Genomic DNA, 15666 nt, shown 5'->3' on the forward strand with positions numbered 1-15666 from the left:
AAATACCTTTGAACGGGTAGCGCTGGAGTTCTTAGGGCCTGTATTTTTGTGAGAGGATTTACAGAGCCCCTAAGACTCATTTACTTCAGCACACTATAAGAATAATGAGTAAGCTACTTACAAAAAAATTCAACAGGCTTTGTTAAGGGAACCTGCTAACACGGCCAAATCATCCGTATAACAATACGCACTGCCATACAACATGAAGTGAACTAAATGGCATTGCCAATGTAGAGAGTGATATATGCTAAATCCATTTGATATCGTAATTTTTGGGGGCGGTGGTGATCTTGCGTTACGCAAATTACTTCCTGCCATGTATCGCGCTTATCAAGAGGGCAACCTTCCTCAAGGTTCACGTATCCTTCCTACCGTACGTGAGCAAAGCAAATGTGAAGAATACATAGAAACTGCGCACAAAGCATTACAAGACTTCTTAGGAAAAGGCGAGTTTAACGCAAAAGACTGGAAAGCCTTTTCAGCATATTTAGTACCCGTTGTCTCTAATGTGACAGAAGCCGATGATGACTGGGATAAATTAAGAGATATTTTAGATGAACACGATACCGACAAGTCTCGTGTTTTTTATCTTTCGCTTCCTCCTGCCGTGTACGGTAGTTGTTGTGAAATTTTATCTAAAAAAGGGCTTATCACGGAAACTTCACGTGTTGTTGTAGAAAAGCCAATTGGTTATTGCGGTGCGTCTGCAGAAGAAATTAATGCCAAAATCGCTGAGTATTTTACTGAAGAGCAAATTTTCCGTATCGATCATTATTTAGGTAAAGAAACCGTACAAAACTTAATGGCGCTGCGTTTTTCAAATTCATTATTTGAAAATATGTGGGATGCAAAGTCTATCGACAATATTCAAATTAGCTTATCTGAAACTGTGGGTCTTGAAAGCCGAGCTGGTTTTTATGATAAAGCAGGTGCTTTGCGTGACATGGTACAAAACCACTTGTTGCAGTTACTTTGCTTAGTGGCGATGGAGTCACCAAATAAATTAACAGCGAATAGCATTCGTACTGAAAAATTAAAAGTACTTGAATCACTGCGTCCATTGGTTGCAGAAGATGTTGATGCAAATATTGTTCGAGGACAATATGTACCAGGTAACCTTGACGGTAAAATCGTCCCTGGTTATTTAGAAGAGTTAAACGAAGGGGCAAGTAAAACAGAAACTTTCGTTGCTATTCGTGCACACATTGACAACTGGCGTTGGGCGGGTGTGCCATTTTATCTTCGTACAGGTAAACGCATGAAGAAGCGTTGTGCTGAAATTGTCGTTGAATACAAAAAAGTATCGCACAATGTGTACAGCGATAAAGTCGGAAATATTGAGCCGAACCGCTTAGTGATCCGACTACAACCTGAAGAAACAATTCAGTTAACCTTGATGTCGAAGCGTCTTGATAACCTTGAAATGCAATTAGAGCCAGTGACAATGAACATTGAATTATCACAAGCTTACAGCAATGGTTTCCATTCTGATGCCTATAAACGTTTAATGTTAGATGCAGCAGCAAATAATCCATCACTTTTCATCCATCGTGATGAAGTTCGTCAAGCGTGGAAATGGATTGATCCAATTATCGAACGCTGGCAAGAAAAAGGGGCACCATCGTTATACCGTGCAGGTAGCTGGGGCCCAGAAGATGCAGATGAGCTACTCGAAGAAAATAACCATGTATGGTTTAACACTGGCGACAAGGCATAATTAAGATGGCTACAATTGTTGAAAAATTCTTTGCAAGCAAAGACGAATTAACAGCTGAGCTTTCAGCAAGTTTAGAGCAACGTTTAGTTGCAGGCATTAAAGATGATGGCCGTGCTGTATTAATGGTATCGGGTGGTTCTTCACCTGCACCTGCGTATAAGCATTTATCTAACCTTGATCTTGATTGGCAAAATATTGATGTTGCAATGGTCGATGAGCGCTGGGTTGATGCCTCACATGACAAAAGTAACGAAGCATTTATCAACAGCACCTTATTGCAAAACAAAGGCGCAGCCGCTAATTTCATTACAATGAAAAATGATGCGTTAACGGCACACAATGGTGTTGCTCAATGTGAAGCTGCTTATCAGACATTAAAGCGCCCATTTGATGTAACCATTTTGGGAATGGGGCCAGATGGCCATACTGCATCGTTGTTTCCACACGCTGATGGATTAGAGCATGGGCTTGCCACTGATGATTTGGTGTGTGCAATAAATGCGATTGAAAGTGATGTGACAGGTAAAATTACTGAAAGAATGACATTAACGCTTGCAGCGATTGCTCATTCAAAAGTGGTTAAGCTGTTGATCAGTGGTGAAGAAAAACTGGCTGTATACAAACAAGCGAAAGAGGGTGGTGATGTTGCAGACATGCCACTTAGAGCAGTTCTTAACCATCCAACAATTAATATTGAAGTTTATTGGGCACCTTAGTTTCTAATCAACATCTCTGTATTTAAAGCGAGCTTAGGCTCGCTTTTTTGTTTCAATAACAAAATATAAAAACGATAGACATCGTAAGAATGACTCGTTATACTTAAAAATGACAACGCTGTCATTGATATTGATTTTTATTATCATAACCCTTGACTCTTTCTGCCCTGAAAAAAGTTAACATTTCTTTTCCAGTGACAGTGCTGTTCCAAAATAGTACGTTTTTTTAATTCTAACATATTGTAAAAACAGTGGTTTATTATAACTTTTTGTTATGGTTAATAAGTGGTCACTGGCAAGTTAAGCTTACAAAAAAGTCCAAAAATGATGTCAATTTCACAAAGTTATCATTTGTGACTTGTCATCAGCCTCATTACTCATGTTATATTTGCGCCGTTTAAATGTAACAATTCTTAAATATCTAATAATTAATTTTCTTCTATATCAATAACTTTGTTTATTTGTTGCCAATTTTTTGCACAAATTCACCAAAAAGATGTAGCACAAATGTAATTTAGAGTGTATGGTTTGTTACTAGATGACAGCGTTGTCATCATCACTGGGCAGAAGTGATATAAAAACCAACAAAATGATTCAAGGGGAATCCTGTGTTAGCTAAAAATTTTAAGAAAAGCTTATTAGCAGTTAATATCGGTCTTGTAATGAGTGCCGGGTTCACTGGCGCTGCATATGCAGCTGATGAAACAAAAGTTCAAGAAGACGTTGAAGTTATTGAAGTACGTGGTATTCGTGCTTCAGCTAAATCTGATATTAATAACAAACGCTTTGCCAATGCTGTAGTAGATTCAATCACGGCTGAAGATATTGGTAAATTTCCAGACAAAAATGTTGCCGAGTCACTTTCACGCATTACTGGCGTAGGTGTAAGCCGTGAGTTTGGTGAAGGTGAAAAAATTACGGTACGTGGTTCAGATCCAACTAAAAACCGTACGTTATTAAATGGTCAAAACGTTGGTACTGCAGATTGGTTTATTCTAGATAATCCTTCGCGTAGCTTTAACTTTACTATGCTTCCTTCCTCGCTTGTTAGCAACTTAGAAGTATATAAGTCACCAGAAGCGCGTTTAGACGAAGGTTCAATCGGTGGTACAGTTATTCTTCATACTCGTAAACCTCTAGACTTAGATGCAAATACGACCTATATAAATCTTCAGAGTCAATATTCAGAAACATCTGAAAAACATGACCCTTTAATTGAAGGTTTATTTTCTTGGAAAAATGAAGATGAAAAGTTTGGTATCTTAGTTTCGGGTTCTAAATCAGATCGTACTGTGCGCCGTGAAGGTTTTGAAGTTCTTGGTTGGGATGCGCAAGATGATGGTACGTATACACCACGTACCATGGGTGTACCAGTATTCCGTCAAGATCGTGAAAGAACAACATTTTTTAGTGCAATTCAATTTGCGCCATCCGATTCATTTAGTGCGACTCTAAATATTTTAGATTCAAATATGGATGTGAATAACACAAACTCAAACTACTTACTTATGAATCCAGCATCTAACGCTACTTTGAGTTACGAAGGAGCTAATGCTGTATATGGTAGTGGTGGTACTGATGTTCGCTGGAATCATATAAACCGTATTTCAAGCACCGACACTAACTCAATTCATTTAGATATTGATTTTGCGACCGATTCTTTCAATATGAACGTTGAATTAGGTACTACTGAAGCAGAAGGTGGTACTTTGAATGAAACGTCTTGGGAGTATGGTGGGCAAGGTAATTACAATTTCGATTTAACGGGAAGCACACCTACAGTTAATGCAGGCATCGATGGTACAGATCCTTCTAAATTTAACGGTGGTTGGATTTGGGGGGGGAATAAACCTACTACAGATGAAGAATCATATGCTCAAGTAGACTTTGATATTCCAGTAGATATGGGGGCATTTACTGCTGTTAAAGTGGGTGTTAAGTATCGTGATCAGAAGCGTACTCAAGATAGAGAAGCTTACAGTTGGCATTGGGGTTATGCAAATGATGGTGTAAGCCCTAACTACATGACTCAAATCATTAGCACTGATTGTCCTACTTTGGCTAAGTGTGATCTTGCTTTAGGATCTGATAGTGTAGGTGCTGATGTTGTTAATGGTGATATTACACAGCAATTAACACATAACAGCGCTAAAATGCTTGAACTTGGCTTAGGTCCAGACGCATCATATGCTGCACATAAAGTGCTAGGTGAAATATTTGAGGTTGAAGAGAAGAAAACATCATTCTATTTACAGGGTGATTTCTCTGGTGATGATTATCGTGGTAACCTAGGTGTTCGTGTCGCGAAGACAGATCAAGACTCTTCGGGCTACTTATTCTCTTCGGATTCATCTGGCCTATTAACAGTTGATAACCCAGGGTTAAACCCAGATTTAGTTCCGTCAACGCTTGAATGGGTAACTGAATCTCGCAGTTATACGGAAATTCTTCCTAACTTTAACTTGTCATATGATCTAGCGGAAGACCAAATTGTGCGTCTATCAGCGGCAAGAACGATGGCTCGTCCTAACTTCTTTGATATTTCACCAATTACCGCACCTGGCGATTTAGAGGAAGATAACCCAACAGCACAAGCGGGTAACCCTAATTTAGACCCTCAATTAGCAAATCAGTTTGATGCTGCATGGGAATATTATTTTGATGATGCATCACTTTTTGCCATTACGCTATTCTACAAAGATATTGAAAGCTATCAGACATCAGGTACATACAATCAAGATTTTTATGACCAAAAAACTGATAAATGGGTTACTGCTAGAGTTACACGTCCTGAAAATGGCCCAGGTGGTACAACAACAGGTTTAGAAGCTACATTGCAGTATGATTTAGGAAGTGGTTTTGGTATATCAGCTAACTATACTTACACAGATGCAAATAATGATGGCGAACGTGATGTTAATAACCCAGGTTCAGGCTTAGTTTTGGGGGCATCTGAAAATATGTTAAATGCTTCGGCATACTATGAAAGTGACTTATTCTCAGTTCGCGCGATGTATAACTACCGCACTGAATGGTACAAAGGTTTACACTCTTCAGGCGCAGAGCTATGGAATGATGACTATGGTCAACTAGACTTCAGTACAACTGTAAATGTCACCGATAATATTTCAGTTGTTTTTGAAGGTATTAACTTAACTAATGAAAAAGTGGTTGAGTATAATACAAGTAAAGACCGTGTTTTATCAATTTATGAAAATGGTCGTCGATTTGTATTAGGTGCGAATTTCCGCTTCTAATATTAATAGTTAAAAATAAAAATGCCGCTAACTTTAGCGGCGTTTTTGTTTGTTAATTCTTTTTATTATGACTTCTTCAATATCTTTTATATCATCCTTGCTTGCTGATAATATTCCATTGTAATTATTTTTTTCATAAGTATTTTCATCATTATTGAAGATATAATAATTAAATATAGATTGCCATCCGGATTTTTGTTGTTTTGGCAGGTTTCTTATCGTTAATAATGTGTGTAGTAAACTATCAGAAGGTTGTTGAGTCGTATTTTTTAATAAAAAATCATCCTTCCACCAATAGTTAACTAGCATATTAAATTTATCTTTAGCTTTTACATTATGCCACCATAAAGGAGGGATATATAATGCCTCACCAGCTTGTAAATTTGCTGTAACTATTTGATTTTGGACAGACTTGAATTTAGGAAACTTATCTAGATCTGGGTTTTCAAAATCGACTAAACTTATTGCTGGTCCTGTGATTGCGCGGTCAATCGGTGCTAGATACAAAGAAGAGATAGCATACGTTGGGAGTAAATAAAAAGTTCTTTTACCACAAAGGTTTAGTGCTATGTTGTGCTCTGTGTCATAGTGCCCAGGGACTGTGGTTTCGTTACCTAACCAAATTCTAGGTGTAATACTTTCTAAGAAATCAGGTGATGGATTAAGGGTGCTAAAATTTGGCAGGCATTCAGATAATAATGCACTTTGAATCGCGACTCTATCGATATCAACCTTGTTGTAATCAATAGTCAACCTTTTTAAAACTGATTGCAAGGGTACTTCATATTTAGTAAAAGTATGATTGTTAAAGCTCTCATCAGAGTAACCGATTATTCCATTGTGTTCTTTTCTAATTAATAATGTATCTACATTCACATTATTGGCTTGCGACATTAGACTTCTTAAAAATTTAAGTGGCGACTCTTTCGCTAAAGAAATGCAAGGCCAATCACTAAAAAGATTTGTTATAATTACAGGCTTTTCTGATGATTCTAAATGGCTTTTAAGTTGGGTTGTGCTTTCTGCTTTTATTCTGTTTAATTCCATGCTTTTAATGGCCGATAATACATGTTAATTTAAAATTAATTATAACAATTAAAGAGCGAGTTATGTCAGAGGTTTATGAAATTTTTAGTGTGGATCAGCATCAAAATTATCACATAGATATTGATATATATTATCCCCATATTGCGTCGCAACATGTAATTAATGTGATACCAAGTGAATTGGCTAAGGTTGCCCTAAATTTTCCCATTTGTTTTATGAAGTCATCCAATAATGAAGAACGCTTCTTAATGGTTGCTGTATTAGGGCTTGAAGCGGGTAAAAATGTATTCATGAAAAAAGGGAAATTTGATTCGATTTATATACCACAACATATTTCAAAGTACCCATTTTCACTAGCTAAAGGGGAAAATGGCGATGTAATGATGGCCGTAAACTCGTCAGCCTTAAATGATGAGCAAGAAGGTATAGCGCTTTTTAATGCTAACGGCGAACCATCAGATTATTTAAGATCGAAACAAGCCCAACTTAAAAACATAGCAGAACAAGAAGCGATGTCAGAACACTTTTTAAATAAGTTACGTGAATTAGGTTTATTGGCAGAGTTTCCGTTTAAGTATGATCTTGGTGACGGTAATAAAAAACAAATCTTAGGACTTTATGCGGTAGATCGCGACCTTCTTAAGTCTTTAGGTGATGATGACCTTTTAATGTTGCAAAAAAATGGCATGCTAGAAGCTATATATGCGCATTTAATGTCACTTGGACAATTCCAGCGCCTAATAAACCTTTCTGCTGATGCCATCTAAAAAGTTGTAGTGTATTTTGTTACCAGTGGTTGCTTGTATTGCTACAAACTGCCACAAAATTTTCACTTCCTTTTTGTTGCCAAAACCTATAGGCTTTGGGCACTAACAGCAAAAAACATATTATAAAATTTAATGGAGCAGTATCATGGCGGAGCAACAAGTACAGCCTTTACATAACGAAAAACATGCCAACACTAAAATTCAAAACGGCATCAATATTGAGTTCATGAAAACTCAGCATTTAGTTCCTGTGGTTGCACACGAATTTGCACGTATCGCAAATGAATTCCCAATGGCATTTGTTAAAAACAACGAGTCAGGTCAATTTCAAGCCGTTGCGTTATTTGGTCTAGAGCCAGGTGAAAACCTTTTCATTCAAGACGACAAGTGGACAGCTGCATTTGCACCAATGGCAATGACTCGCTACCCACTGGGTCTTGTTAAGCACCCAGAAGCTGACCAATTTGGCATCGTTATCGACGAAGCAAGCCCTTTAGTTAGCGAAGAAACTGGTAATGCACTTTTCGAAAATGGTGAAGAAACTGAGTACCTTAAACGTCGTAAAGAAGCGCTTGTTTCTTTCATCGAGTTTTCTCAAGTAACTGAAGCATTCACTAAATACCTTGCAGATAAAGAACTACTTGTAGCACAAACGCTAACAGTAGAAATCAAAGGTGAGAAGAAAGACATTAACGGTATCTACCTGGTTGATGAGAAAAAACTTAACTCATTAAGCGATGAAGAGTTCTTAGACCTTCGTAAACGTGGTTACCTAGCACCTATCTACTCTTTCTTAACGTCTACTCATCAAGTAGCACGTTTAGCGCGTTTAAAAGCGGCTAAAGCTTAATTTTAAACAGCAAACAGAAAAGCGCCATTAGGCGCTTTTTTTGTTTCTTTCGTCGGTTAAAGCTTGAAAAACAGTCGTAAATTATTCACATTGGACTTACAAAATACACTCAATTTAAGTGCCCACTATGCTAAGAACATTACTCACTTCAGTCGTTGCATTCAGTGCGTTAACGACAAGCACGTTTGCTTACTCAGCAGAGCAACCATTCGCTATTGCCATTCATGGTGGAGCGGGAACCATCGAGAAAAGCCGTTTTACCCCAGAGCAAGAAAAAGCCTACCGTGCAAAATTAAAAGAGGCGGTTGAAACAGGCTATTCTGTGTTAGAAAAAGGCGGAGAAAGCTTAGATGCCATCACTGCGGCAATCAATGTACTTGAGAATTCACCTTATTTTAATGCAGGGCGTGGTGCGGTATATACCTACGACGGGACACACGAATTAGATGCGTCAATTATGGATGGCCGTTCTCGTCAAGCCGGTGCCGTGTCTGGTGTAAAGCATATTGAAAATCCCATTAATCTAGCGCGTTTAGTGATGGAAAAATCGGTGCATGTGATGTTAAGTGGCCAAGGAGCCGAAGAGTTTGCAAAAACTCAGGGCATGCCATTGGTTGAAAATAATTTATTTGATACCGAAGACCGATATGAAGCTTTACTAAAAGCCAAAGAAAAACTCGATAAAGAGAAAGTGACCAGCAAAGATTACCAAGCAGCACATAAAGCGTTACCTGTTAATTACAAAATGGGCACGGTTGGTGCCGTTGCACTAGATAAAAATGGCAACATTGCGGCAGGTACTTCAACGGGGGGAATGACAGCTAAACGCTTTGGACGCGTTGGTGATGCGCCTGTGATTGGTGCGGGCACCTTTGCCGAAAATGCATCGTGTGCTGTGTCGGCAACCGGCCATGGCGAGTACTTTATTCGCTACAACGTTGCCGCAGATATCTGCGCACGTGTGAAATACCAAGGTAAAACGATTGCTGAAGCGGGTAACGAAGTCATCCACGATGTATTAATGCCTGTTGGTGGCACTGGCGGCGTAATTATTATTGATACGAAAGGCAATATTAGTTTGCCGTTTAATACTGCTGGCATGTATCGCGCGAGTAAATCAAATACAACACCAACGTATGTTGCGATCTTCAACGATGAGTAACGAAGCTGGGCTGTTAAAAAAGAAATCGACGCGTTAATCTCTTCTGCAATGCTGCTTAACGATTAGATAAGCAATAAAAAACCGAGTTTTACTCGGTTTTTTATTGCTTGAGTTCTGCTTATTGGCGATTAATTTTCACGTTAAAGGGGGTTGCGTCTTGATTCGTCGAGCGATAAGGATTGATATCTAAACCACCTCGGCGTGTATAGCGAGCATACACTTCAAGCTCATCAATGTTTAAGTGCTGCATTAAGTCACAGTAAATACGCTCAACACATTGTTCGTGGAACTCATTGTGAGTTCTAAACGAAATCAAATACTTTAATAAGGCTTCGTGACTGATTGCTTGGCCGGTGTAACGAATGATCACGCTGGCCCAATCTGGCTGAGAGGTGATTAAACAGTTCGACTTTAAAAGGTGGCTGTGTAAGGTTTCAGATACCTTTTCATCATGGCTATGGCAAAGTGATGTTGCATCAATGTCATAACTTGAGATTTCAATATCGAGATCATCAATACACTCACCCGGTAGCGCACTAAATGGTAAGCAATTATGATCATCTGCACGATACAAAGTAACGTTCACGTTTGCATTCACTGCCGCTGACAAATCGCGTGTAAGTGCTTGGTGCACTTCTTCAGTCGATGCAAAGCGAGTTTGGTTAAAACTATTCAAATAAAGCTTGAATGACTTTGATTCAATAATATGACTACTTTGGCAAGGAAACACGAATGTAGCGACAGCAACCATCGGCTTACCTTTACTATTTAGCCATGATAATTCATAGCCTGTCCAAATATCTTGGCCCTTAAAAGGTAAGTTATCTTCGCTCACACCGAGTGCATCGCGGTTTAGTTTACGGGCAATAGGAAACAACAAGCTAGGTGTATAGGTATCAACATAGTCCGTTGACTTACCAAGCACGCTGTTTTTCAGTTCGGGGGAGTTGCTGTAATCTGTCATCTTTACACTTTTGTGGTTACAATAACGGCATTATACCTAAAGCTAATGAGTTTCGCAGTATGTCTGTTTCTTCAAAACTGGATAAGTTACACCAAGCATTTAGTGAAAAATGCCTAGAGCGTACAGGAAAGCTTCCTGTCATTGAACATGACACCGCTTGGCCAAGTCCTTGTGAACACGGTGAAGTGGACGAGCAAGGTTTAATTCAATGGCGTGCCGTTGCGCAGCAGCCAGCAGGTTCTTTAGATGACCTAGCCAGTGCGCTTGAGCTTCGCTTCCCTGAAGGGTTAAATGCGTTATTTGGCCACCTTTATGCGGGCAACGTGCTGTTAAATATAAACGATCATCATATTGAGTTATTACAAGCATGGAATGAAGACGATTTTAGCCGCCTGCAACAAAATATTACCGGGCATGTGCTTATGAAACGTAAGTTAAAACAGCCTGAGACCGTATTTATTGGCCTCACAGAGCAAGATGATTTGCTGATTACGGTGTTAGTTGAAAACGGTCAGGTGTGTTTAGAATACGTGGGCAAAAAACCGCACCATGTACTTGCTAACAGCATTAGTGAGTTTTTAGATAAGGTAACGGTTTAATACCAACCTGCAATAATACTTAATCATTTTGAGGGATTAAACTTGTCGCTACCTGCGTTAAAAATGTCTGATTTATGACTGCATGGATGCAGAGCAACACCTAAATAACGACATTTTTGCCTTGTTATAAACGCGCTTTTATTGCCTCAAAATAGACCACTTAATTAAGCACAGTGGTATTAATTAAGCGCATTGCATTGGTATAGTTTAATAAACAAAAAGGGGCTGTGTGCCCCTTATGTTTACTGAAAATCCCACGATATATTCGATACAAGGCCACAGGGCTCACATCTAAAATCAAATAAGCCAAACCATGGCTCAGGCAGTTTCCAGTCACCATCACAGCTTGGACAACGTCGTTTGAGTTCTGATTCTTTATCAATACCACCAACACGATATAAGTAATAGTAGACAGGTTTTTTAGTCAAATAACTTATTCGCTTAGTAATGTCTTTACCACGACGATACAAATCACTTTGTGTGCTCGCCATTTCCTCAAGGGCTGGAAACTCGCAACGCGTAGCGCCATTGATCTGGATTTGATCGCATGCTTGCCAGTCTTCTTGCCATTTGATCAGTGTTTTGTAATCACCATTAGCAATGGCTGGAATACGAAACAGGGGGACAGGCAAAAAGTCATCACCACAATAAAGTGGGCTGCAGGTATGCACATAAGTGGTGTATAAAATATAACACGATGGGTCCTGACACGCGTCAGCCCCATTTGAATGTATATCTTGGCCGATCACTTTCACTTTAGGCGCTAACAATCCCGCCGAGTGCAGTTGCTCAATGCTGTGTTTAACAAACGGGCTGTTGTTAAGCGGGTGCATCGCATCTTCGGTTGGGCACATAACACGCGTAATAAAATAGCCATCTTTTAAAACAGTGGGGAATTCATCACCAATTATTTGGCCATTAAATCGCAATGCATTCACAAGGCGGTTTATTGCCTGTTCAGCAAGCTCTAGGGTGGTATCTTGGTAGCAATCAAAAGTCAGATCGACAACAAACATTATTTTTTCTCAAGTAATGCTAATAACCTATCTAGTTTTGCTTCAATACGATCTAATTGACTTTCTTTTGGCGCACTAACATGTTCATTTGACGGGTTATTAATAAAATTTTTAATTGAATCCGGATTGTTTTTATACTGACTAACAGCTGCAATAATTACAGGCATTGGCATCGGTTGTGATAGTTTGCTTTTTGTTAGCGCAACTGTAGGGGTTTTACCTTCATCAAGAAGGGTTTTAATTGCATCAAATACAACGGCATTCATTTTTGTATAAACTCTGATTAAAGAATAAAAAGCACTGTAGCGTATGGGCTGCAATGCGCGCGTATGGTAGCAATAATAGAGGTGATGTGAAATTACTTTCCTTATCCATAACCCAAAATTGGTAGATTTTAGGTTATGGATAACTAATCGTGTGTTTATTGACGCAATCGGGCGTCTAATTCATCAATAACCTCACTCCACGCCCCATCTTCAGCTAAAGATTCTGCTAGAAAATGTTGCTGAGCTTCGTCCCAGAATGGAGCCTCCTGTAGTAGGGTGGTATCAGACAGCTGATGCGAGGCAATAAATGCATCGATTTCACTTTCTTTGCTGGGTAAACCTAATTGTGCAAATAAGGTCGAAATATCATGTTTTGTCGTATCCATAATTCTGCTCCTTGTGTATGGCGGTCTTTATTACTGCTCAACCATAATAATGATGAACAGCAGTTTAACTCACGCTGAATTTGTCTTTAATCGCGCTTGGGTATATACCTTATAGTCTAGTACTAAAAATAATAAAACACAGAAAAGGATGAGTATGACAACTGTTGCTGAACCCGAGACCTTACGTGTGCAATACCTAAGTGCTGAAGATATCAGCACGGCCGCTAGTCTTATTTACCAAGCCTATCATGATGACCCCGTACTTCAGAATGTGCTGGGCTACAAAGAAGATAATCCCAGTAAGTATGAAACCAAACTACGCGCTTTAGTACGTGAAGAGCTCGCGAGCTTTTGGCAAGAAAAACAACCTTTAATTGGTTTGTACTCGCAAAGCCGATTAAAAGCCATTGCATGTGTGTTTGATTCATCCAGTGAGTTACAAGCAGAGCGCTATTGGCACTGGCGTTTAAAGTTAATGCTTAGTGCAGGATATTTACAGACAAATCAACTTATTGAAAAAGAGCGCACAATTCGTGAAATGTTAGCTGAAAAAGGGCAGTATTTGTTTTTAGCTTTTATCGCTGTAGACCCTCATTTTCAGGGGCAAGGTTTAGGGCGTTACTTACTTCGAGGACTAGATGATTTAGTAGACAGCCACCAACAAGTATCGGGTTTAGCCGTATTTGTCACACGTGGTGAGCAGCGTGAATTCTTTAGTTCCGAAGGGTTCGAAGTCTTTAAAGCATTAAGCTTTAATCAGGTCGAAGGTGAGTTAATGTTCAAAGCGGCGAAAGAGTAATTGGGACGTTTTGGAAAGTAGTGTGTGCGATTTCTCTTACATTGCTGTGAGTATTATCACTTTAATACAGTTATTTTTGTACCTAAAATGACTTATTTAAATGATTTATAAGGATTTATTGTTTTTTGCAATTTTGTGACTTAAGAAAAATTACTTTTTATGCCTATCTACATCTCAGGAATTCTCTAAACTTAACCATGTCAAGAAGACACAGGTTCAATGAATGAACTGATGCCAAGGATTAGGATTATGGCACACCAAGCATGATGCTTAAGCAGGAAGCAAAAGGACAAGTTCTAAGGAAGGCAAGGACGAACAAGGACACTGCCAGGACGCAGTACAATTGCGGAGCAATTGAAAAGGATTGACCAAAGGATGATATTAGCAGGAAGCTAAAGGAGCGTTTGGAAACGTAGAGGATAGCCAGTGAAGGCAAGTGGACGACACTAGGATGTGTTAAATGTGACATGATGTTGCATGGTGGGTGTATCGGATGTATACCCGTTCAGGGGATAGATGAAAACGGCAGCTTCGGCAAAAGTACGGATACTTTATCATGGAAGTAGCAAGATTGGGGCGTGGCTTGAAGCTACGCCTTAGTTCTTTATGGGGTTGTATTTTTAGCTGAGCAACTTAGTATTGTTAACTCGCAACTCGCAACTCGCAACTCGCAACTCGCAACTCGCAACTTAAATCTTATGCGGTGGTATCACCACACTTTTCAGCATTTCATTTTCCATAAACAGCACACCTTGATAGACACTTTCCCCATCACTTGAGAATTCAAAAATAAACTCGCTTTTGATACCAGGTTTGCCATTTTTTAGAATGCCAATACGTCGCTTATTACATGCAACACTCACCAATTGCACATTTAACTGTTCAATTTGCCTTTGTGCATGAAGATTGGCGGCCTCAGCTACTTTTCTGTTTAACCAAAAAAAGTAGATAATGCTGCCAATAATGATGAGTGTCCATAAACCTGCCATTTACGAAAATAACCTTCCTATTGCTCGCGCGAGTGTTTCGCTGCGATTTTCTAAACGTAACAAACCTAATAAGTGAGGTCGAATAGTTGGAATTGCAACTAGGTCTGTGAAAATACTCACAAACAACTGTTCGATATCGGTGTGATGCGCACAACAATCCATAAACACATGTAGGCGCGCAGGATCTTCTAAGGTACTAAAGCAACGTCCGGCAATGGTTAAAAGCACATCTGAATGCGTGTTCATTTCAGAGTTCAATACGGCATCAACCAGTTGGGCTGTTAAACCTTGTGCTGATGCTTTTGATATACTGCGAAGTGCAGCGACGAGTGCTATCTCATCTTTTTGCTCTATGGCATTTAAGCCATAAGCTAAAAGTTGCTCCGCAAAAGCGGGAGGAATTGTAACGTGTTCAAGCATAGCGCTGAGTGGTTGTAACACTTCAACAGGTAGTTGCGGCCACGCTGATTGCAAGTTAGTTAGGTTTTTATCGTTGTCTAATCGCATTGCGAAATCAGCAATGCCTTGTACAGCAACACTTTGCCAATTTTCAAAACCTAGGGTGCCAGAAAAATAAAGTTGTGCATATTCATAATATTGCGATGCACTTTGTTTGAGTAAGCACTTAACTTGGGCATTAAATGCGGCCAATTTATTGGCGTTTGGTGTAAATACATACGGGTTATTGTCGAGCTTGCCTTCGGCATTTTCACCGGTAATTTCGGTACCTAATGCTTCGATGACCATGTTCGCAAAATGATCACGGCTAGCACTGACTAAACGGCTTTGTTCATCGAGTGGGAACTTCAAAAACCAGACATAAGGCTCTTTGGATGCTTTGACATCCCAAAACTGAATCGCAAGCCAAGCGTGACCAGCAAGAGGGTAAGGGTAAGGGATTTTAGTTTCTTCAATCGCAAGAAATTGTTTTTTGTCTAACTTAGTGATGTGTCTACCAATATCAAAAGCACGCCATGTAGTGCCCGCAGCATCAAGAAGTTGCCCTAAAGTAGCAATTTGCTCTGTCATAAAATCCCAATCGTCGTTTATAAATCGTTATAAGATGCGAATTATACGCCATACCATGGCGCCTTGGAACAGGGTATAATAAGTCCAAAGGTTTTAAGAGTT

Annotated in this window: 15 protein-coding genes; 8 read left to right on the forward strand and 7 right to left on the reverse strand. The window is 39.4% G+C overall.

Translation table 11 applies throughout. From position 1 onward, the window contains the following. Positions 1-244 precede the first annotated feature (244 nt). From zwf to LPA49_RS09950, 3 genes are all read left to right on the forward strand, one after another. Positions 245-1717 (forward strand): glucose-6-phosphate dehydrogenase, encoded by a 1473-nt coding sequence (zwf, locus tag LPA49_RS09940; protein WP_036969609.1) that lies wholly within the window; start codon positions 245-247, stop codon positions 1715-1717. Between the two features lie 5 nt (positions 1718-1722). Further along, positions 1723-2433 carry a 6-phosphogluconolactonase gene (pgl, locus tag LPA49_RS09945; RefSeq protein WP_036969607.1) on the forward strand — a complete coding sequence of 237 codons (711 nt, stop codon included), beginning with the start codon at positions 1723-1725 and terminating at the stop codon, positions 2431-2433. A 608-nt stretch (positions 2434-3041) separates the two neighbouring features. Further along, a complete protein-coding gene (locus tag LPA49_RS09950; protein WP_036969601.1) occupies positions 3042-5690 on the forward strand; it encodes a TonB-dependent receptor in 2649 nt (882 codons plus the stop codon). 33 nt (positions 5691-5723) lie between these two features. Here LPA49_RS09950 and LPA49_RS09955 read toward each other — a convergent pair whose 3' ends face one another. Beyond that, complete coding sequence (locus LPA49_RS09955) at positions 5724-6737, reverse strand: cupin-like domain-containing protein (RefSeq protein WP_230236457.1); 1014 nt, start codon at positions 6735-6737, stop codon at positions 5724-5726. Positions 6738-6799: 62 nt separating this feature from the next. Here LPA49_RS09955 and LPA49_RS09960 point away from each other — a divergent pair, with 62 nt between their 5' ends. The 3 genes from LPA49_RS09960 to LPA49_RS09970 all read left to right on the forward strand — a co-directional run bounded on the left by LPA49_RS09960 (position 6800) and on the right by LPA49_RS09970 (position 9516). Next, positions 6800-7504, forward strand: coding sequence for a SapC family protein (locus LPA49_RS09960; protein ID WP_074988592.1), 705 nt, complete (start codon positions 6800-6802; stop codon positions 7502-7504). A 145-nt stretch (positions 7505-7649) separates the two neighbouring features. Continuing rightward, entirely contained in the window at positions 7650-8354 is a 705-nt protein-coding gene (locus tag LPA49_RS09965; protein WP_036969596.1) for a SapC family protein, read from the forward strand. Between the two features lie 127 nt (positions 8355-8481). After that, complete coding sequence (locus LPA49_RS09970; protein ID WP_036969594.1) at positions 8482-9516, forward strand: isoaspartyl peptidase/L-asparaginase family protein; 1035 nt, start codon at positions 8482-8484, stop codon at positions 9514-9516. Between the two features lie 118 nt (positions 9517-9634). Here LPA49_RS09970 and queF read toward each other — a convergent pair whose 3' ends face one another. Next, positions 9635-10480 (reverse strand): NADPH-dependent 7-cyano-7-deazaguanine reductase QueF, encoded by an 846-nt coding sequence (queF, locus tag LPA49_RS09975; RefSeq protein ID WP_036969589.1) that lies wholly within the window; start codon positions 10478-10480, stop codon positions 9635-9637. A 59-nt stretch (positions 10481-10539) separates the two neighbouring features. Here queF and syd point away from each other — a divergent pair, with 59 nt between their 5' ends. Next, positions 10540-11079 (forward strand): SecY-interacting protein, encoded by a 540-nt coding sequence (syd, locus tag LPA49_RS09980; RefSeq protein ID WP_036969587.1) that lies wholly within the window; start codon positions 10540-10542, stop codon positions 11077-11079. Between the two features lie 242 nt (positions 11080-11321). Here syd and LPA49_RS09985 read toward each other — a convergent pair whose 3' ends face one another. The 3 genes from LPA49_RS09985 to LPA49_RS09995 all read right to left on the reverse strand — a co-directional run bounded on the left by LPA49_RS09985 (position 11322) and on the right by LPA49_RS09995 (position 12747). Next, the gene (locus LPA49_RS09985) at positions 11322-12095 is read right to left on the reverse strand and encodes a Zn-ribbon-containing protein (RefSeq protein WP_036969585.1); all 774 of its coding nucleotides are present in this window, start codon (positions 12093-12095) and stop codon (positions 11322-11324) included. Continuing rightward, on the reverse strand, positions 12095-12361 hold the full coding sequence (locus LPA49_RS09990) for a hypothetical protein (protein ID WP_036969583.1): 267 nt from the start codon (positions 12359-12361) through the stop codon (positions 12095-12097). Before LPA49_RS09990 ends, LPA49_RS09985 begins: the two co-directional genes overlap by 1 nt. Before the next feature lie 155 nt (positions 12362-12516). Then, positions 12517-12747 (reverse strand): DUF2789 domain-containing protein, encoded by a 231-nt coding sequence (locus tag LPA49_RS09995; protein ID WP_036969581.1) that lies wholly within the window; start codon positions 12745-12747, stop codon positions 12517-12519. Positions 12748-12895: 148 nt separating this feature from the next. On the opposite strand from LPA49_RS09995, the gene LPA49_RS10000 reads away from it, so the two are divergent. After that, a complete protein-coding gene (locus LPA49_RS10000) occupies positions 12896-13546 on the forward strand; it encodes a GNAT family N-acetyltransferase (RefSeq protein ID WP_118844163.1) in 651 nt (216 codons plus the stop codon). A gap of 689 nt (positions 13547-14235) precedes the next feature. Here LPA49_RS10000 and LPA49_RS10005 read toward each other — a convergent pair. After that, complete coding sequence (locus LPA49_RS10005) at positions 14236-14535, reverse strand: DUF3301 domain-containing protein (protein WP_036969572.1); 300 nt, start codon at positions 14533-14535, stop codon at positions 14236-14238. Further along, positions 14536-15564 (reverse strand): DUF3549 family protein, encoded by a 1029-nt coding sequence (locus LPA49_RS10010; RefSeq protein WP_036969569.1) that lies wholly within the window; start codon positions 15562-15564, stop codon positions 14536-14538. Positions 15565-15666 lie beyond the last annotated feature (102 nt).

The sequence above is a fragment of the Pseudoalteromonas sp. MB41 genome, from assembly GCF_020966275.1.
Taxonomy (GTDB): domain Bacteria; phylum Pseudomonadota; class Gammaproteobacteria; order Enterobacterales; family Alteromonadaceae; genus Pseudoalteromonas; species Pseudoalteromonas lipolytica.